We start from the raw sequence: 18,028 nt of genomic DNA on the forward strand, positions 1-18,028 counted from the left end.
GCGCCTCAGCACTCGATCACGTTGACGGCCAAGCCGCCGCGCGAGGTCTCCTTATACTTGTCCTTCATGTCGCGACCGGTATCGCGCATGGTCTTGATCACCTTGTCGAGCGAGACGTGGTGCTTGCCGTCGCTCTTCAAGGCCATGCGGCTGGCATTGATCGCCTTGACCGAGCCCATCGCGTTGCGCTCGATGCAGGGAATCTGCACCAGGCCGCCGATCGGGTCGCAGGTGAGGCCGAGGTTATGCTCCATGCCGATCTCGGCAGCGCTTTCCACCTGCAGCATGTTGCCGCCGAGCGCGGCGGTGAGTCCACCTGCCGCCATTGAGCAGGCCACGCCGACCTCGCCCTGGCAGCCGACTTCGGCGCCGGAGATCGAGGCGTTTTCCTTGTACAGAATGCCGATCGCGGCGGCGGTGAGCAGAAACTCGATCACGCCGTCGTCGTTGGCTTTCGGGCAAAAGCGCTCGTAGTAATGCAGCACGGCCGGCACGATACCGGCAGCACCGTTGGTCGGCGCGGTGACCACGCGACCGCCAGCGGCGTTCTCCTCATTGACCGCCAGCGCGTACAGATTGACCCAGTCGAGAATCGTCAGCGGATCGCGCAGCGCGGCTTCGGGCTGGTTGCGCAGTTCGGCCGCCATGGCGGGCGCGCGGCGCGAGACTTTCAGGCCGCCCGGCAGCACGCCCGGCGAACGCAGGCCGCGGGCGACGCAGTCCTGCATCGCTTTCCAGATGGTCATCAGACCGGCACGGATTTCTTCTTCGCTGCGCCAGACCTTTTCGTTGGCCATGGTCAGCTGCGCGATGCTGAGGTTGTGCTTTTTGCACAGTGCAAGCATCTGGTCGCCGGTGGAAAACGGGTACGGCTGTTCGGTGGTATCGGCGACGATGCGGTCGTCTGCGGCTTCGTCGTTGTTGACCACGAAGCCGCCGCCGACCGAGTAGTAGTCGCGGCTGGCCAGCTCGTTGTCGTTGGCGTCATAGGCGGAGAAGCGCATGCCGTTGGTGTGGAACGGCAGCTTCTGGCGCTTGTTGAAAACCAGGTCACGCTTTTCCTCGAACGCGATCGTTTTCTTGCCGAGCAGCTGCAGCTGCTGCGTGCCGCGAATGCGCTCCAGCGCGGTAGGGATGCGATCGGGATCGACGCGATCGGGATGTTCGCCCTCCAGCCCCAGCAGTACGGCTTTGTCGGTGCCGTGGCCGCGGCCGGTCATGGCCAGCGAGCCGAACAGCTCGCAGCGTACGCGCACGACCTGTTCCAGCACCCCATTGCCATCCAGCCAGCGCTCGGCAAAGCGCGCAGCGGCACGCATCGGCCCTACCGTATGCGAGGAGGACGGCCCGATGCCGATCTTGAAAAGGTCGAAGACGCTGACGGCCATGGCATTGCTGCTGATCGAAGAAGATGACCGGGTATTCTACGCGTCGCCATCAGCCATTCGCAGCCGCATGTCCGACCTGATCCTCTACCAGCGCGATTATTGCCACCTGTGCGATCAGGCGTTGGCCGTGCTGGCCGAGGCGCGCGCGCCGGATTTCGATAGCCTGTGGGTGGATGACTCGGTCGATCTGGTGCAGCGCTACGGCAACCGCGTGCCGGTGCTGCGCAACGATCGCGACGGCCGCGAGCTGGACTGGCCTTTCGATGCGGCGTCGGTGCGCGCCTTCATCGCCGGCGTGGATTGACCGGCCAGCCCAGCGCGATGCAACCGCGGATTACTTGGCGACGAGCTGCAGATGGGCGGTGACTTTGACGTCCGCCGCAATCACCGAGGTATCGGCGTAATCGCCGCCGCCCACGCCAAAGTCCAGGCGCTTCAGGGAGCCGGCAACATCCAGCACGGCGCCCGCGCCCTGCGGCTTGAAAGTCACAGTCAGCGTCACCGGCTTGGTCACGCCGTGCAGGGTGAGGTTGCCGTCGGCCAGCACCTGCGCCCCGGACTGGCGAAAGCCGGTGGTGACGAAGTGCGCCTGCGGAAATTTCGCGACGTTGAAGAAATCCGTGCCGGGCAGGGCGGTGTCGCGATCCTTGTCACCGGTTTTCGCGCTGGCCAAGTCGACGGTGACGTCGAACTTCGACGCGCCGAGATGCGCCGCGTCGTAGCGGATCGCCGCGGTCCACTTGCCGAAGGTGCCGCTGAAGCCTGCCCCCTGGAATGTGCCGGTAAAGCCCAGCGTGCTGGCGGCCGGCTGTACGGCGTAGTCGGTGGCGGTGGCGACGGCCGGTGCGGTGAGAGCGAGTGCGAGCAGAGCGGAATAAATGGCTTTCATCGAGATTCTCCTGGGAAATATCATTCGGTCGGTGACGCGAGCATTACGGTCGCGGACGGCCGAACGGCATCATCCGGCGCAGCACGTTGTCCTTGTCGAACACGTGATGCTTCAGCGCGGCGCCGACATGCACCACCAGCACCGCCACCAGAAACCAGAACAGGTACTCGTGCACGGCGAACACAGTATCGGCGATGTTTTCGTTCTTGGCCGCCAGCGACGGCAGGTTGAACAGCTTGAACCACTGCAGCGGCTTGCCGGCGACGGAGTTGAACCACCAGCCGCTCAGCGGAATGGCGGCAATCAATACATAAAGCACGCCATGAACGGCGTGCGCAGCGATCTGCTGCCAGCGAGGGCCGGGCTCATCCGGCGGGCGGCGATCGATCAGCCGCCACAGCACGCGCAGTAGGAACAGGGCCAGCACGGTGAGGCCGATCGACTTGTGCAGCGCCAGCCAGTTGATCTTCTGCATCGGTCCGTGCGCCAGATCCATCAGCAGACCGAAGATGCCGTTGCCGATGATGGCCAGCGCCATGATCCAATGAAAGAACCGAGCCACCGTACCCCAGCGGCGATTGTCGTTGCGCAAACTCATGGTATGTCCTTGGTCGAAGGCTTTGCATCGTCGCCACGAATGGCTTCGAGCGCCATCCAGATCGCCACGTCGTGACCGATCGAATGGGCAAACGCGGTGATGCCGAACGACTCGCGCTGCAGCGATGCGGTGGCGGAAAAGCCGGCTACGGTATGCATGCCGTAAATGGTGGTGGCGAGGCGGTTGAAGGTGAACATCAGATCCATCGGCTGGGTCACGCCGTGCAGGGTCAGCTGGCCGTGCAGCACGCCGTGTTGGTCGTCCTTGCGCTCCACGCTGGTGCTGACAAAGTGCGCATAGCGATCGTGCATGCAGTCGAGCAGCGCAGGCTTGCACACGGCCGCATTCCAATCGGGGTCGCCCATATCCACGCTGGCCAGGTCGATGTCCAGTTCGGTGGCTGCCGTACTCCAGTCTTTCGGATCGAACTGCAGCCAGCCTTTGGCGATATGAAGACGTCCAAATGGCCGCGAGTAGCCATCGTGGTCGATGCTGAAAAGCACCTGGCTATGCACCGGATCGTAGTGATAGCGGGCACTGGCCGCATGCGCGGCGAGCGGCATCCCTAGCAGCGCGGCGCAGAACGGCAACAGGCGTAGCGGGTGGTCTCGAAACATGTCGGCGAGTCTGGCTGATCTTGTTTGGCCAGGCTAGCAGGTCGCGCTTGGACGCACTGTTTCGCTGGCGCGTTCAGTGCTGCGCTCGCTGCCGAGAGCCAGTTTTGGCATGATGAACCGGGATCGGGGGATTTGTGCATGGCTGCATCGCGTTGGCGTCAAGGTGTGTTCGCGCTTGTCTTGCTGGTCACCTGTGCCGGCGGCATGGCTCAGGTCGACCCATCGACCAAGGCGCCGATCGCGCGCATGCCGGGTATGACTGGGCCGGTGTCGACGCTGCCCGCACTCGACCCGGTATCGACCTCCACCACGCCAGCACCGCTGGCGACGCCGCAGTTTCGCCGCTACGGCGTCGACGAGGGCGTGCTGCGCGGGTCGGTGTACGCGGTGGCGCAGGATCGTCACGGACTTATGTGGTTCGGCTCGGCCGCCGGCTTGATGCGCTACGACGGTGTCAGCTTTCAGGCGTTTCGCAACGCGCCGGACGACCTTCGCTCGCTGCCGGCCAACCAGAGCTACGCGCTCTACGTCGATCGCGACAACAAGATATGGGCCGGCGGCATCTCGACGGGCCTGATCGTCTACGACCAGCTGACCGAGCGCTTCCAGCAATGGACGCACGACGATGCCAAACCTTCCAGCCTTGCCGACAACGAAGTGTGGGGAATGACCCAGACGACCGACGGCCAGCTGTGGGTCGCCACGGGCGAAGGACTCGACCGCATGCGCAAGGACGGTCAGGGCTTCGATCATGTTCCGCTGGATATCGATGGCACGCAAGCCGCCTCCTTCGGCGAAACCCGCGCGCTGCTGTCCGAATCCGATGGCCGGCTCTGGATTGGTACCGCGAAGGGCCTGTATCTGCGCAGCGCCGGCGGCCGCCTGCGCCGAATCGCTATCGATCCGGCGTTTCATGGCAATCCGGGCAAGATCTGGCGCATCGAAGGCGGCCTCGCCGATCCGCAGCAGCGCGAGGTTCGCGTGGCGATCGATGGCGGTCTGCTGATCATTCACGACGACCTCGTCGCGCACCCATTCGCGCCGCAGGTGCTGTCCTCACTGCGCGTGGTGAGCAGCACGCGTGATGCGCAATCTCGACTGTGGATCGCCACAGTCAGCGGCATGCTGCTGGACGAGGGCAACGGCCGGCTGCAGCCCATCACCGGACAGCCGCTGCTACCCGGCGGGCTGCCCAGCAACAAGATCTGGCAGACCATGCTGGATAGGGAAGGCGGACTATGGATTACGTTCGACCAGTCCAGCGTGGCGTATCTGCCGCCGGCGTGGAACGGCTTTACCCGCTTTACCCACATACCGGACGATCCGAACAGCCTCAGCGGTATCGCTGCATCGGCCATGGCTTTTGCGCGCGACGGACTGCTGTGGGTCGGCGGCAACGATGGCTGGATAGACAAGCTCGATGTAGGCACCAGCACGGTCACGCACGTCATTCGCGATATGCATACGCAGATCATCGCGATGGCGGAAGATCCGCGCGGCCGCCTGTGGATCGTCAGTTCCGGCGCGTTGCACGTACTCGATCACGGAAAACTCATTGCCGTACCTGCCGGCGATTCGCCCATGCAGCGACCGGTGCTGATCGTCGTTGCCGACGATGGCACAGCCTACGTCGCTTCTTGGGGCGGTGGCGTTGTGGCCGTCAATCCAGACACGCTGGCGATCACGCCATTGCGTCTCGAAGCAGGCGCGTCGCCGTCGGTGACCGACGACACCTTGCTGCCGGAACAAATCAGCTTTCATGCGGGCACTCTCTGGTATGTCAGCAACGGCGGCTTGCTGTGCTGGGATGCTTCGGCGAAGGAATTCGTCTTCGTGCCGGGTGTACCGCAAACCACTGTACGCGGTGCTGCATTCGACGCCACGGGGTTCTGGCTGCTTGAATCGTCGACCATCGCGCACTACCGCTATGCCAGCGGCCGTGCTGTGCGCGACGACATCATCGATTTCAAGCACGAGCCGTTTGTCTCGGATCTGGTCGACATGCAGGTCGATCGCCTGGGGCATCTCTGGCTTTTGGCCAATCCCGGCCTGTTTCGTTTCGACGCGGTCAGTCGCCGCTTTCAATCGTTCGGTCCCTCACAAGGTCTCTCCAACGCGGACTTCAGCGGCGCAATGGTTGCCGAGGACGGTACGATCTTCGCGACCAACAGTGCCGGCGTGCTGATGTTCCAGCCCGAGCATCTCACCGCGATGAATAACGCGGCCGCATCGCCGCCGCTGATCTTGACCCGCGTAAGCGTGCGCAGGGAGGGGGATGTTTATGAACTGCCGCTTGCCGGTGGCGCGATATCGCTGGGTTGGCGCGATCGCGACCTGCGGGTGGACGTGCGCGCCGCGTCCTTCATCAGTCCGAAAGGCAACCACTACCGGTTCAAGCTCGGCGGTTTCGACAACGGCTGGGTCAATGTGGACAGCCGCGGCGAGCGCGATTTCGCCGGGCTACCTGCCGGAAACTATACGTTACAGGTGCAGGGCGCCGGCGAGAACAGTGCGTGGAGCAGCCTGCCGACGCCGCTGCGGATTTCCGTACAGGCGCCGCCGTGGAATCGCTGGTGGGCGTGGGCCTCCTACGTACTGATGATCCTCTTTACCGCCGGCCTGGTCCTGCGCGGCTGGCGTCGGCGCCTGGCGCAGCGTCATCGCATGCAGATGATCGAGCAGCAGCGGCAGCTGGCCGAGGCGGCTAGCGCAGCGAAGACGCAGTTCCTGGCCACGCTCAGCCATGAAATCCGTACACCGATGACCGGCGTGATGGGCATGGCCGAATTGATGTTGACCACGCCACTGACTCCGCTGCAGCACGATTACACCAAGGCGATGCAGCGATCCGGCGGCATGCTGCTGAAGCTGCTCAACGACGCGCTCGACCTGGCCCGCATCGAGGCCGGGCGGCTGGAGCTGGAGCCTGCGCCGTTCGACCCGCGGCAGCTGCTGGACGACGTCAGCCAACTGGAGCAGGGCCTGGCGCATATGAAGGGCATCCGTTTCGTGCTCGATGTGGCGCCCGATCTGCCCAAGTGCGTGATCGGCGACGCGGTGCGCATCAAGCAGGTGCTGCTCAATCTGGCCAACAACGCGCTGAAATTCACCGAGCGCGGCAGCGTGACACTGCGCGCGCAGCGTACGGCGCAGGGTCTGGTTTTCAGCATCAGCGACACTGGGCCGGGTATTCCCGAAGCGAGCCGGGCGCGCCTGTTTCAGCGCTTCGAGCAGGAAGATGGGCCGCATCGCGGTGCCGGCAGCGGCCTGGGTCTGGCGATCTGCCGCGAGCTGGTGGAAATGATGAGCGGCAGCATCGAGCTGGAGTCGCGCGTGGGTCACGGCAGCAGCTTCCATGTACGTCTGCCGCTGTCCGAGCCGGCGCCGGTCCAGCACTCGCCGGCCGTCGCCACGGCGCATCGCCGCTATCGCCTGCTGCTGGTCGAAGACGACACCATCATCGCCGCGGTGATTTCCGGACTGCTCGAACAGCAGGGCCACACGGTGCGGCATGTAGCCAACGGTTTGGCCGCGCTGGCTGAGCTGGGACACGCCAGCTTCGATGCGGTGCTGCTCGATCTGGATCTGCCAGGCGTGGACGGCTTCCAGATCGCCCGGTTGATTCGCCAGCGCGAACACGACGGCCAGCGCCTGCCGATCGTGGCGGTGACAGCGCGTTCGGGTAGCGAGGACGAGATGCGCGCACAGGCGGCGGGTATGGACGACTTTCTGCGCAAACCGCTCAGCGGCGAGCAGCTGGCGCAGGTGCTGGCACGCGTGATCGCTCGCACACAGGAGGTGACCGACGACGAGCCTTGAGCGCGTCGTTACGGCCTACATGTCGAACTTTTTCAGCTCGAAGCCCATCTGCTGGTATTCACGCCAGCGCACGCGTGAGCCATCGCGTTCGGCCGGATCGGCGGCGACCACTTCGAGCACGCGCTGAAACTGGCCGGTGGCGCAGCCATCGCGCAGATTGATCAGCAGCGGACGATCGGCCGTCTCGATGCCTGGTGGCACGATCAGCACGGCCGTATCCGCGTCGTCGTCATCGCCGGCCAGCTGATGCGGAATCCACACGTCTTCGTCGAACGCCCAAAGCAGCTCGTCGATCGCTTCGGCCTGTTCGAAGTCGCGGGTCAGGATCAGCGTCGGCTGCTGGGCTGCGAACGCCTTTTTGGTCAGCTCGCACACGAGCAGCAGCGGCTGCTCGCGAAAGCGCGGCTTGTCGATGAGGTAGAAGTCGGCGCGGGGCATTCGAATCGAATCGGAAATTAAGCGATCCGGTCCATCAGCCACTGCGTCAGCAGCGCGACCGGCCGACCGGTGGCCAATCCTTTGCGACCCTCGTCCCACGCCGTGCCGGCGATATCCAGATGTGCCCAGCGCTGGCCTTCGGTGAAGCGCGAGAGGAAGCAGCCGGCAGTGATCGCACCGGCGCTCTTGCCGCCGATATTGGCGATATCGGCAAAGCCCGAATCGAGCTGGACCTGGTAGTCGTCCCACAGCGGCAGGCGCCAGGCGCGATCGAGTGTTTTCTCACCGGCCGCGATCAGTTCCGCGGCCAGATCGTCGTGCTTGCTCATCAGGCCGGTAGCGTGTTTGCCCAGCGCTACAACGCAGGCGCCGGTGAGCGTGGCGGCATCGATGATGGTGTGCGGGTGGAAGGTCTGGGCGGTATAGGTCAGCGCGTCGCACAGGATCAGGCGGCCTTCGGCATCGGTGTTGAGCACTTCGATGGTCAGGCCGGACAGGCTGGTGATCACGTCGCTGGGGCGGTATGCGTCGCCGTCGGGCATGTTTTCCACCGCCGGCACCACGCAGACCAGGTTGACCTTCAGCTCCATTTTCACGGCGGCGATAAACGCGCCCAGCACGGCCGCGGCACCGCCCATGTCGAACTTCATCTCTTCCATGCCCGGGCCGGGCTTGAGGCTGATGCCGCCGGTATCGAACGTGACGCCCTTGCCGACAAAGGCATATGGCTTGTCGCCCTCGTTGCCGTTCTTGTATTCCAGCACCACCAGCTTGGGCTTGTTGACCGAACCGCGCGCCACGGCCAGCAGCGAGCCGAAGCCGAGTCGCTCCATTTCCACGTGGTCGAGCACGCGGCAGTCGACCTTGTCGCCCTGGCCATCCGCAAACGTCTGCGCCTGTTCGGCGATGTAGGCCGGGTTGCAGATGTTCGGCGGCAGGTTGGCCAGTTCGCGGGTGAATTCGATGCCGGCTGCAAGCGCGCACGCCTGGTCGAGTCCGGTCTGCGCGTCGGCGTTGCCGGCAAAGCTGACGTTGGTGAGGGTGACCTGCTTGCTCTTGTCGCGTGGCTTGAAGGTCGCGGTATAGCGGTACGCTGCGTGGTCGGTCGTCAGCGCGGCAATGCGCACGCGCCACGCGCTGTCGCGCCCGGGCACGTCGACTTCGGTGAGGTACGACACGGCGTCGGCCACCGGCAACTTGCCCAGCGCGCGGGCCGCTTCGATGCTCACTTTCTGGTAGCGCGCCTCGTCGAAAGTCTTCTGCGAGCCCAGCCCAATCACCAGTACGCGCTTGGCGGTCACGCCATGCGGCGCGAACAACAGCGTGGTCGAGCCGGCCTTGCCGGTGATGTCACCGCTTTCCACCTGGCGCTTGATGACGCCTTCCGCGGCGCTGTCCACGCGCGCAGCAGCGCTGGTCAGCATGCCTTGCTCATACACGCCCACCAGGATGCAGGCGGTGTCGACGGTTTCGGGGGCGGCGGTGCCGAGGCTGAACTGAAGTGTCATCGGGTGTTTCCTGTGCGGGCGCGACAGCGGTCGAACCGGCTAGACTTAAGGTTTGCCGACCGTATCGGTCATGGCGAAGGATCGATCAAGTTTATCTCATGCTGAGCATTCTCGACCGCTATTTCCTACGCGAGCTGGCGCAAACCGTAGCCGCCACCGTGGTCGTGCTGCTGGTGGTGGTGGCAGGCAGCGCGTTTGCCAAGGTGCTGCAGCAGGTCGCCAACGGCAGCTTTCCGGCCAGCGTGATGTTTCAGGTGCTGGGCCTGCAGACGCTCGATGGACTGACCAATATGGTGCCGCTGGCCAGCTTTCTCGGTGTGCTCATGGGCCTTGGCCGCATGTATCGGGAAAGCGAGATGCACGTGCTTGCCTCCTCCGGCATGGGGCCGGGCGGATTGCTCAAGCCGGTGCTGATTCTCAGCGCGGTGCTGGTGGTCATTACGGCAGCCGTTTCGCTGTGGGTGGGCCCGTGGGCGGTCAGCACCAGCAACAACATGGTGGCGGTGGCCAACCGCTCGGTGATCGCGGCCGGCCTGGATGCGGGGCGCTTTACCGATCTGCCCGGCAAGGGCGGCATCATCTTTGTCGACACGCTGAGCCGCGACGGCAGCAAGCTCGGCCACGCCTTCGTCGAAACGCAGCGCGATGCGGCCGGCGGCGCCCTGCATCTGAAGGTGGTGAGCGCCGACCACGGCGAGTTGTATCAGGAAAGCAACGGTTCGGACCGCTTCATCACCTTCCGCACCGGCTGGCAGTACGACATACCGCTGGGCGCGGACAACTGGCGCAAGATGCAGTACGAGCGCAACGACACGTCGCTTTCCAGCGTGCAGTCCGATGACGACGACAACGATCCGAGTCACTCGATGGATACGCTGACCTTGCTGCGGTCGCACGATCCTCTGGCACGCGCCGAGCTTGCCTGGCGCGTCAATTCGCCACCGCTGACCCTGGTGCTGCTGCTGCTGGCGCTGCCGCTGTCACGCCAGAGTCCACGCGAGCCGCGCTATGGTCGTCTGTTTCTCGCCATCGTGACTTTCTATCTTTATTACGTCGTGTTGGCGCTGTGCCGCGGCCAGATCGCCAAAGGGCACTGGCACAGCGAGGCACCGATGTGGGCACTGCATGTCCTGGTCATATCGATAGCCGGCTGGCTGCTGTGGAAGCAGTATTCGCCACGCAGGCTTCGTGCGAGCCAGCGCGCATGAGCGAGCTGACATGAGCGTGTTCAATATCAAGCGCGTCGATCGGTTGGTGATGATGAGCGTCATCGGCTCGGTGCTGATGGTGTGGCTGGTTCTGACAGGGTTCGATGCAGTGACCCAGTTCCTGCGCCAGCTCGAAAGCGTCGGCAAGAACGGTTATACGCTGAATAACGCGATCGTCTATGTGATGGTGACGTTCCCGCGCCGGCTTTACGAGATGTTCCCCAACGCGGCACTGATCGGCGGCCTGCTGGGGCTGGGCGGCCTGGCTTCGACCGGCGAGCTGACCGCGCTGCGCGCGGCCGGCATGTCGCGCTTGCGCATCGCCATCTCGGCGGTTGGCGTGGTGACGCTGCTGATCATCGGCGTGGTCATCATGGGTGAAACGATCGGCCCGTGGGGAGACCAGAAAGCGCAGTCCATGCAACTGCGCATGAAGAACGCCAATGTCGGTTCCACCAGCAGCGGCACCTGGGCGCGTGACGGCAACAACTTCATCAACGCGCGCGGCAGCATGCTGACCAGTCACGAGGGCATCAGCAGCGTCGAGCTGGCCGATGTGCGCATCTTCACCATGACGCCGGACGGCCAGCTGACCCGGTTCGAATGGGCCAAGTCGGCCGAACACAACGGCAAGCACTGGCTGCTCAAGGATGTGCGTGACAGTACGCTGGATGCGACCGGCGTACACACCACCACGCTCGCCACCCAGCCGTGGGCTACCGGCCTCAACCCGCAGGTGCTGGCGCAGTCGATCATCCTGCCGCAGTACCTCTCCATGCGCGACTTGCGGCGCAATATCCGCTATCGCGCCGCCAACGGCGAATCGCCCGGTGTCTATGCCGTCGCCTTCTGGGGCCGTGCGCTGTATCCGCTCAGCGTACTGGTACTGGTGCTGTGCGCCATGCCGTTCGCGTTCGGCGCGTTGCGCTCGGGCGGCCTCGGCAAGCGTATTTTCATCGGCATGCTGCTGGCGATCGGCTGGTACTTTCTGCAGAAGGCGATGGTCAACTTCGGTACCGTCTACGGCATGCCGCCGCTGCTGGCGAACCTGCTGCCTATTCTGATACTCGCCACGGCAGGCTGGTTGTATTTCCGCCGCAGCGGCTGATTCCGGTTTCGCCAATCGCAAGCCTTACCCGCTTAATTTTTCAATTCAAACTGCGAGAGTCCGCCATGCGAGTTGTCGATTTACGCAGCGACACGGTCACTCAGCCGACGCAGGCCATGCGCGAAACGATGTTGCTGGCCGATGTCGGTGACGATGTCTACGGCGAAGATCCCACCGTCAACGCACTGCAGCAGCGACTGGCCGGCGATCTCGGTTTCGAGGCCGGTTTGTTCGTACCGACCGGTACCCAGTCCAACCTGCTGGCCCTGATGGCGCACTGCGAGCGCGGCGACGAATATCTGGTCGGTGCCGACGCACATACCTTTCGCTGGGAAGGTGGCGGTGCCGCCGTACTCGGTTCCATCCAGCCGCAGCCGATTCCGCAGGACGCCGATGGCACGCTGCCGCTGGACAAGGTGCTCGCGGCGATCAAACCGGTCGATCCACATTTTCCCCGCACCAAGCTGCTGGCACTGGAAAACACCTGGTGGGGCCGCGTGTTGCCGCAGGATTATCTGAAAGCCGCGCACGCTCTGACTCGCGAACGCGGGCTCGGGCTGCATCTCGATGGCGCACGCCTGTTCAATGCAGCGGTCGCCGGCAACGTCCCTGCGCGCGACATCGCACAGTATTTCGACAGCGTGTCGGTGTGCCTGTCGAAGGGATTGGGCGCGCCGGTCGGTTCGGTGTTGGTCGGCTCGCAGGCGCTGATCGACAAAGCGCGGCGCTGGCGCAAGGTCGCCGGCGGCGGCTGGCGCCAGGCCGGCCTGCTCGCCGCGGCGTGCATCCACGCGCTCGATCACCATGTCGCGCGGCTGGCCGACGATCATCGCCGCGCCGCCTATCTGGCCGGCCGCCTGCGCGAGATCGCCGGCGTCAACCTGCTGGGTCAGTTCACCAACATGGTCTACGTCGACGTGCCTGCTGATCGCCTGCGCGATTTGGACGTCCATATGAAGGCGGCCGGTATTCGCATCAGCATCGGGTATCTGCCGACGTTGCGGTTGGTGACGCATTTGGATGTGGATGATGAGGGTGTGGAGAGGGTGGTCGAGGCGTTCCGCTCGTTTTTTGCTCGCGGTTAGTCGCGCTGATTTTCGCTGGCTGTTCTTCGCGAAGCTCTTCTGTTTTATGGATTAAAGCGAAGAGCTTTCGTCCTCCTTCGGAGGGCGAGTCACTTTCTCTTGCGTGGCCAAGAGAAAGTGACCAAAGAGAAAGCCACCCCGCTTGGCGCTTGCCGGGCATCCATGCCCGGCAAGTCCGTGAGGTGCGGCCGGGCTTTTCGACAGGGCATCCTGCCCTGACGAAAAGGAATCGACATCCCTGTCGATTCCCCTTACGGGCCTATCGCCCCCACCTCACCGCCGCACAGGGGCCCCATTTAAAAGCAGCGCGCATCCTGCGCGCTTGATCTGACGCAAAAAGCCTTGTCTCGCTGAGTGTCTACTTGCTTGACGCAAAGCGCACCGAGCCCGAACATCCATTGCGTATGCCTCAATCTGAGGTTTATCAAGCGCTTGGTTATTAGGGGGAAATCTTGCTCGTAATTGATGCGCAAAATAGCGACTGGCCCCAAGTTCTAACTGCCATCAGTACTGTTGTGGCAGTTTTGTCCGCAGTCGTGGGTGCTTGGATATCTTGGCTTAGCGCTAGGGCCGCGCGAGAAGCTGTTAAAGAAGCTAGGCTCGGAAGAAGTTTGGAACTAGCGCCGAAGCTAATACTTGAGAAAGAGTTCTTCGATTTTCAGTTCTTCTGGCCGCATCCCGATAGCCTTAACGGTGAGCCTGTCTTCTTGGCTAGAAAGCGTTGGAAGGATACGGCTCCAACTCTACCGACTTTCTCGTTGCAGAATTTCGGGCAAAGCCCGGCACTTGAAGTAACAATAGTTTGGGAGCTGGAGGATCCCAACGGAGAGTTCGATCTGTCAGAACGCATTGGAACTCTGGGATTTTCCGTGATGGACGGCGGGGCATGTGCCGGCGAAGGTGTACCCATCAAGAGCTTGATGTGCTCGAAGCCAGATGGCAGTGGGACTGGCCTACCGCTCTGCCACAAGTGGACTACGGACATACCCAGTTGCTCACCGAACCAGAAGCGCACTGTTGAATTCCCTGTGCACCTTCTCAATACATTTTTCCTACGGGGGCTTCAGCTGGGTGCCACTATGTCAAAGGATGCCATGGTACTAACAGCGCACATTAGTGGATATGCGTTGGATAGAGTTCAGTACCAAAGCCAGTTCCGCTGGAAAGTCATACCGTTTTATCATGGGCAAACGAATCCAGTTGTGGTTCATGGGCATTTCTTTGAGCTGCCAATCTACCCAAAGCCAAGTGGTCCGCGAGTTGCGTAGGGAAAGTTGGACGAACGCAACCTAAGCAATCATCCAAGCGGACGGCTTCGCCGCCGCTTTATTCCAGCGTTATACGGCCTAACAAAATTGCGGGGAAGCTGCTTTGCTTTTCCAAACCTCTGTGCGGCGGTGAGGTGAGGTCGACATGCCCGCAGGGGAATCGACATAGATATCGATTCCTTTTCGTCAGGACAGGAGTCCTGTCGAAAAGCCCGGCCTCGGCGCACGGACTTGGCAGGCGTAGCCCGGCATGCGCCAAGTGGGATGGGCTTCTCTTTGGTTACTTTCTCTTGGCCACGCAAGAGAAAGTGACTCGCCCTCCGAAGGAGGGTGAAAGCTCTTCAGCTTTTTGGGTTTCAGATTAAGACGACTAGCGAGTTACAGCTGGATGAGTCAAATCAGCCCGCTGCAGGCGCCTTCTTCCCCACCACCGTCACCTTGTCAAACTTCCGAATAAAATCCCGCACCTGTGGATATACCGTCTCGCGCCAGCGGCGGCCGCTGAAAATGCCGTAGTGGCCGGCGCCCTCGATCACCTTGTGTGCGCGGCGCTTTGCCGGCACGCCGCTGCACAGTTCATGCGCGGCTTCGGTCTGGCCGAGGCCGGAGATATCGTCCAGCTCGCCTTCGATCGTCAGCAAAGCCGTCGTCTTGATCGCCGAAGGCGTGACGCGTTCGCCGGCAACGTCCCACAGGCCGCGCGGCAGCAGGAATTCCTGGAAGACCTTTTCGATGGTGTCGAGGTAGAACTCGGCCGGCATGTCGAGCACGGCGTTGTATTCGTCGTAGAACTTGCGGTGCGATTCGGCGTCTTCCATATCGCCGCGCAGCAGGTCCTGATAGAAATCCCAGTGCGAGTTCAGATGGCGATTCGGGTTCATCGCGATAAACCCGGCATGCTGCAGAAAGCCGGGGTACACCTCGCGGCCGTAGCCTGGATAGTTGGCCGGCACGGCGTGGATCACGTTGCTTTCGAACCACGACAGCGGCTGGGTGGTGGCCAGATTGTTGACGCTGGTAGGACTGAGGCGAGGATCGATCGGGCCGCCCATCATGGTCATGCTGCGCGGCGTTTTCTCGCCGCGCGCGGCCATCAGCGAAATGGCGGCGAGCACCGGAACGGTCGGCTGGCAGACGGAGATGACGTGGACATTGTCTGCGCCGATATGGCGAATGAATTCCTCGATGTATCCCACATAATCATCGAGATCGAACCTGCCCAGTTCGACCGGCACCATGCGCGCATCGACCCAGTCGGTGATGTAGACCTTGTGGTCGTGCAGCAAGGTGCGCACGGTGTCGCGCAGCAGGGTGGCGTGATGGCCCGACAGCGGCGCGACGACGAGCACGATCGGATCGTGCTTCATCTTTTCGATGGTGGCCGGATCGTCGCTGAAACGCTTGAAGCGCTTCAGCTGGCAGAACGGCTTGTCCAGCGCCACGCGTTCGATCACCGCGATCTCGTGATCGTGCGCCATGGCACTGGTGATGCCGAATTCGGGTTTTTCGTATTCCTTGCCCAGCCGGTGCATCAGCTCGTAGCCGGCCGCGATGCGCTGTGCGCCGCTGAGCTTGCCGAGCGGGCTGCTGTTGTCGTTGAGCATGCGCGCGTTGGCCTGCGCGAAGTAGCTCAGGGGACCGAGAAACGCACGCTGCCATTCATGGAGTTGATAAAGCATCGAAGAGACCGGCGGGATGAAAGGAATTCTCCCATCTTAGCGCGCTTTGCCTCAGCCTGTTGCAATGCCGCAAATCCCTGCGAGTTTCGTTCAGAAACTTTTCTAATCAGTCACTTGGACGCGAACGCGGTTTTGCTCAGCGGTATCGGCAGCGCAGCAGCAGTTCGTCCACGCCTTGCGTGTCGCCCATGCCTTCGCGCCATGCCAGCGGCTTCTGAAAACGCACGCCCAGCGGCATGAACACGCGGTTGTACCACCACATGGCGCGCTTGCGCTGATGGGTGAGAAACCAAAGCCCGACGTCGAGCAGGCGCGAGGATTTGGGTTGCATGCCGTAGACGGCGCTGTGTTCGATAGTGAAACCGTGCTGGGCGAGACGGGCAACGATCTGCGCCGGCTCGTAGCGTCTGCAGTGGCCGACGAAGTCGTCGAAGGCGGTCCAGGCGTCGGGATGCAGCGGCACGGAGAGCAGCAGCGTGGCGCCGGGCTTGGCTATGCGCGCCAGCTCGGCCAGCGCGGCGTTGTCGTCGTCGACGTGCTCGAGAATGTCCAGCGCGCAGATCAGCTCGAAGCGCGCGTCGCTGCAGGGCAGCGCGCCGATCATGCCGTGCACGGCGTCGGCGCCGCGCTGGTGCAGGCGGTGCAGGGCGGCATGGCTCAGATCGACAAAGCACGTGCCCTCCAGCGGCATGCGCGGGCGCAGGCCCGGCGCCACTTCCAGTCGATGCGGCGCGCTGGCGGCCAGTTCGCTGAGCAGGGGCCAGGTGTTGAAGCGATCCGGATCGATCAGCTGCGAGTCGGCCCACAGCGTCTCGTAGAAGCCGCGGTTGGCGCGGATCAGTTCGGCATCGTTGCGGGTTTGGGCGGGCGAGCTGGACATGGTCGAATAGAATCCTGCGTGGATTGAGCGGGAGGCTTCAGCCGAGCAGGCGAATCTCGGTGCCGGCGGCCAGATCGTGCAGCGTCCGCCGCCGCGGGTTGAACAACGCTACCGCAAACCACACCGTCCACGCGACCAGCACGGCCCACAGCGTAGGGTGCAATCCCAGCGTCGGTTCAAGCAGCAGCAGTAGCAGCGGCGCCGCGGCGACCAGCAGACGAATCACCGAATGCCGCAGCGAGGGCGTCGTCCCTACCGTCGTGGTCAAGCGCATGCGCCATGGCCGCATGCCGACAGTCTGCCCTCCGCGCCGCCAGGCGCTGATGAAATACGCCGCAACCACCAGACCCTGCAATACCTGATACCAGGCCGGCACCGAGGTTGCTGTGCCGGTGCGGATCAGCTCGCCACCGGTCGCCAACTGGCACAGCAGGCCGACCACCATCACGATCGCCACCACGATCAGCACGTCGTAAACCAGCGCCAGCAGGCGCCGCCACAGCGGGCAGGGAATATCGGTGGTGTGCAGCGTGGTCGGCATCGGCGGCGTGTCGCTTGCGTAGTACGCGCGCAATGGCCAGCATCGTGCGCATGAAGAAGAAGGAAGAAAACTCCGCCAGTATCGCCGAAGCCGATCGGCGCAGCATCGCCGCGTTTCTGGAGCGCGTATGGTCCGAGGATGGCCTGGCCGATCGCACATTGGAGGCGTATCGCCGCGATCTGGAAGCGCTGGCGGCGTGGCTGGCCACGCGGCAGCGTACGCTGCGCACCGCCCGGCGCGAGGATATTTCCGGCTTTCACGGTCGTGCCTCCGGCAGCGCGCAGCCGGTGGCGATCCGATCGATCGCGCGGCGGCAGTCGGCCTTTCGCCGCTATTACGCGTTTCTGGCGCGCAACGAGCCGGGCTTCGCCGACCCGACGCTGCTGATCGAGCGGCCGCGCATGCCGCGCAGCCTGCCCAAGGCGCTGGCCGAGCGCGAGATCGTCGGCTTGCTCAACGCGCCGGATGTCGCCACCGTGCTCGGCCAGCGCGACCGCGCCATGCTTGAGCTGATGTATGCGTCGGGCCTGCGTGTGTCCGAGTTGGTCGAGTTGCCGCTGGCGGCGCTCAACACGCGCCAGGGCGTGCTGCGGGTCACCGGCAAGGGCGGCAAGGATCGGCTGGTGCCGGTGGGTGAGGTGGCGCTGGAGTACATCAACACCTACCTCGCTGGCGCGCGGCCGGAGCTGGCCAAGGGCCGTCAGCCGCTGGCGCTGTTTCTCAGCCGTCGCGGCGAAGGCATGACCCGGCAGATGTTCTGGACCCTGGTGAAACGCTACGCGCTGAAGGTCGGCATCAACGCCCAGCGCATTTCCCCGCACGTGCTGCGGCATTCGTTCGCCACGCACCTGCTCAACCACGGTGCCGATCTGCGTGCGCTGCAGATGTTGCTGGGGCACAGCTCGCTCAGCACCACGCAGATCTACACCCTGGTGGCGAAGGAAGGCCTGAAGCGGCTGCACGCGCAGCATCATCCGCGCGGTTGAGCAGTTGCGCTGAGAC

General features: G+C 63.4%; 15 protein-coding genes. 6 read left to right on the forward strand and 9 right to left on the reverse strand.

Annotation, left to right across the window (positions count from 1 at the left end; genetic code table 11):
- Positions 1-5 precede the first annotated feature (5 nt).
- Positions 6-1,388, reverse strand: coding sequence for an L-serine ammonia-lyase (locus HDE76_RS19630; RefSeq protein ID WP_184510057.1), 1,383 nt, complete (start codon positions 1,386-1,388; stop codon positions 6-8).
- A 67-nt stretch (positions 1,389-1,455) separates the two neighbouring features.
- Here HDE76_RS19630 and HDE76_RS19635 point away from each other — a divergent pair, with 67 nt between their 5' ends.
- Positions 1,456-1,692, forward strand: a complete 237-nt coding sequence (locus HDE76_RS19635; protein WP_179482468.1) for a glutaredoxin family protein — start codon at positions 1,456-1,458, stop codon at positions 1,690-1,692.
- 30 nt (positions 1,693-1,722) lie between these two features.
- Here HDE76_RS19635 and HDE76_RS19640 read toward each other — a convergent pair whose 3' ends face one another.
- Genes HDE76_RS19640 through HDE76_RS19650 form a run of 3 tightly spaced genes read right to left on the reverse strand, consistent with a single transcriptional unit; the run spans position 1,723 to position 3,492 of the window.
- Positions 1,723-2,277 (reverse strand): YceI family protein, encoded by a 555-nt coding sequence (locus HDE76_RS19640; protein WP_184510060.1) that lies wholly within the window; start codon positions 2,275-2,277, stop codon positions 1,723-1,725.
- Between the two features lie 43 nt (positions 2,278-2,320).
- Positions 2,321-2,875 carry a cytochrome b gene (locus HDE76_RS19645; protein ID WP_179482355.1) on the reverse strand — a complete coding sequence of 185 codons (555 nt, stop codon included), beginning with the start codon at positions 2,873-2,875 and terminating at the stop codon, positions 2,321-2,323.
- Positions 2,872-3,492, reverse strand: a complete 621-nt coding sequence (locus tag HDE76_RS19650; protein ID WP_184510062.1) for a YceI family protein — start codon at positions 3,490-3,492, stop codon at positions 2,872-2,874. The genes HDE76_RS19645 and HDE76_RS19650 overlap by 4 nt, the downstream gene beginning before the upstream one ends.
- A 138-nt stretch (positions 3,493-3,630) precedes the next feature.
- On the opposite strand from HDE76_RS19650, the gene HDE76_RS19655 reads away from it, so the two are divergent.
- Entirely contained in the window at positions 3,631-7,311 is a 3,681-nt protein-coding gene (locus HDE76_RS19655) for a hybrid sensor histidine kinase/response regulator (RefSeq protein ID WP_255481703.1), read from the forward strand.
- Between the two features lie 15 nt (positions 7,312-7,326).
- Here HDE76_RS19655 and HDE76_RS19660 read toward each other — a convergent pair whose 3' ends face one another.
- Both HDE76_RS19660 and HDE76_RS19665 read right to left on the reverse strand, forming a co-directional pair.
- Positions 7,327-7,749: a DNA polymerase III subunit chi gene (locus HDE76_RS19660; protein ID WP_184510064.1), complete on the reverse strand. Its 423-nt coding sequence runs from the start codon at positions 7,747-7,749 to the stop codon at positions 7,327-7,329.
- Positions 7,750-7,766: 17 nt separating this feature from the next.
- On the reverse strand, positions 7,767-9,257 hold the full coding sequence (locus HDE76_RS19665; RefSeq protein WP_184510066.1) for a leucyl aminopeptidase: 1,491 nt from the start codon (positions 9,255-9,257) through the stop codon (positions 7,767-7,769).
- Positions 9,258-9,355: 98 nt separating this feature from the next.
- On the opposite strand from HDE76_RS19665, the gene lptF reads away from it, so the two are divergent.
- From lptF to ltaE, 3 genes are all read left to right on the forward strand, one after another.
- Complete coding sequence (gene lptF, locus HDE76_RS19670; RefSeq protein ID WP_179482347.1) at positions 9,356-10,465, forward strand: LPS export ABC transporter permease LptF; 1,110 nt, start codon at positions 9,356-9,358, stop codon at positions 10,463-10,465.
- Between the two features lie 10 nt (positions 10,466-10,475).
- A complete protein-coding gene (gene lptG / locus HDE76_RS19675; protein ID WP_179482345.1) occupies positions 10,476-11,573 on the forward strand; it encodes an LPS export ABC transporter permease LptG in 1,098 nt (365 codons plus the stop codon).
- Between the two features lie 65 nt (positions 11,574-11,638).
- Positions 11,639-12,658, forward strand: coding sequence for a low-specificity L-threonine aldolase (gene ltaE, locus HDE76_RS19680; protein ID WP_184510068.1), 1,020 nt, complete (start codon positions 11,639-11,641; stop codon positions 12,656-12,658).
- Between the two features lie 1,666 nt (positions 12,659-14,324).
- Here the strand turns inward: ltaE and phaZ are convergent.
- From phaZ to HDE76_RS19695, 3 genes are all read right to left on the reverse strand, one after another.
- Positions 14,325-15,605 carry a polyhydroxyalkanoate depolymerase gene (gene phaZ, locus HDE76_RS19685; RefSeq protein ID WP_184510070.1) on the reverse strand — a complete coding sequence of 427 codons (1,281 nt, stop codon included), beginning with the start codon at positions 15,603-15,605 and terminating at the stop codon, positions 14,325-14,327.
- Positions 15,606-15,741: 136 nt separating this feature from the next.
- Positions 15,742-16,485 (reverse strand): methyltransferase domain-containing protein, encoded by a 744-nt coding sequence (locus HDE76_RS19690; RefSeq protein ID WP_184510072.1) that lies wholly within the window; start codon positions 16,483-16,485, stop codon positions 15,742-15,744.
- Positions 16,486-16,522: 37 nt separating this feature from the next.
- Positions 16,523-17,026: an RDD family protein gene (locus HDE76_RS19695; protein ID WP_179482464.1), complete on the reverse strand. Its 504-nt coding sequence runs from the start codon at positions 17,024-17,026 to the stop codon at positions 16,523-16,525.
- Positions 17,027-17,058: 32 nt separating this feature from the next.
- Between HDE76_RS19695 and xerD the strand changes: the two genes are divergently transcribed.
- A complete protein-coding gene (gene xerD / locus HDE76_RS19700) occupies positions 17,059-18,012 on the forward strand; it encodes a site-specific tyrosine recombinase XerD (protein ID WP_184510090.1) in 954 nt (317 codons plus the stop codon).
- Positions 18,013-18,028 lie beyond the last annotated feature (16 nt).

This window comes from Rhodanobacter sp. ANJX3 (genome assembly GCF_014200755.1).
In the GTDB taxonomy this organism is placed as follows: Bacteria; Pseudomonadota; Gammaproteobacteria; order Xanthomonadales; family Rhodanobacteraceae; genus Rhodanobacter.

What these genes read in the sequence shown, in the direction of transcription:
- HDE76_RS19630 (WP_184510057.1), bottom strand. Translation starts at nt 1,388, where the DNA reads ATGGCCGTCAGCGTCTTCGACCTTTTCAAGATCGGCATCGGGCCGTCC.
- HDE76_RS19635 (WP_179482468.1), top strand. Translation starts at nt 1,456, where the DNA reads ATGTCCGACCTGATCCTCTACCAGCGCGATTATTGCCACCTGTGCGAT.
- HDE76_RS19640 (WP_184510060.1), bottom strand. Translation starts at nt 2,277, where the DNA reads ATGAAAGCCATTTATTCCGCTCTGCTCGCACTCGCTCTCACCGCACCG.
- HDE76_RS19645 (WP_179482355.1), bottom strand. Translation starts at nt 2,875, where the DNA reads ATGAGTTTGCGCAACGACAATCGCCGCTGGGGTACGGTGGCTCGGTTC.
- HDE76_RS19650 (WP_184510062.1), bottom strand. Translation starts at nt 3,492, where the DNA reads ATGTTTCGAGACCACCCGCTACGCCTGTTGCCGTTCTGCGCCGCGCTG.
- HDE76_RS19655 (WP_255481703.1), top strand. Translation starts at nt 3,631, where the DNA reads ATGGCTGCATCGCGTTGGCGTCAAGGTGTGTTCGCGCTTGTCTTGCTG.
- HDE76_RS19660 (WP_184510064.1), bottom strand. Translation starts at nt 7,749, where the DNA reads ATGCCCCGCGCCGACTTCTACCTCATCGACAAGCCGCGCTTTCGCGAG.
- HDE76_RS19665 (WP_184510066.1), bottom strand. Translation starts at nt 9,257, where the DNA reads ATGACACTTCAGTTCAGCCTCGGCACCGCCGCCCCCGAAACCGTCGAC.
- lptF (WP_179482347.1), top strand. Translation starts at nt 9,356, where the DNA reads ATGCTGAGCATTCTCGACCGCTATTTCCTACGCGAGCTGGCGCAAACC.
- lptG (WP_179482345.1), top strand. Translation starts at nt 10,476, where the DNA reads ATGAGCGTGTTCAATATCAAGCGCGTCGATCGGTTGGTGATGATGAGC.
- ltaE (WP_184510068.1), top strand. Translation starts at nt 11,639, where the DNA reads ATGCGAGTTGTCGATTTACGCAGCGACACGGTCACTCAGCCGACGCAG.
- phaZ (WP_184510070.1), bottom strand. Translation starts at nt 15,605, where the DNA reads ATGCTTTATCAACTCCATGAATGGCAGCGTGCGTTTCTCGGTCCCCTG.
- HDE76_RS19690 (WP_184510072.1), bottom strand. Translation starts at nt 16,485, where the DNA reads ATGTCCAGCTCGCCCGCCCAAACCCGCAACGATGCCGAACTGATCCGC.
- HDE76_RS19695 (WP_179482464.1), bottom strand. Translation starts at nt 17,026, where the DNA reads ATGCCGACCACGCTGCACACCACCGATATTCCCTGCCCGCTGTGGCGG.
- xerD (WP_184510090.1), top strand. Translation starts at nt 17,059, where the DNA reads ATGGCCAGCATCGTGCGCATGAAGAAGAAGGAAGAAAACTCCGCCAGT.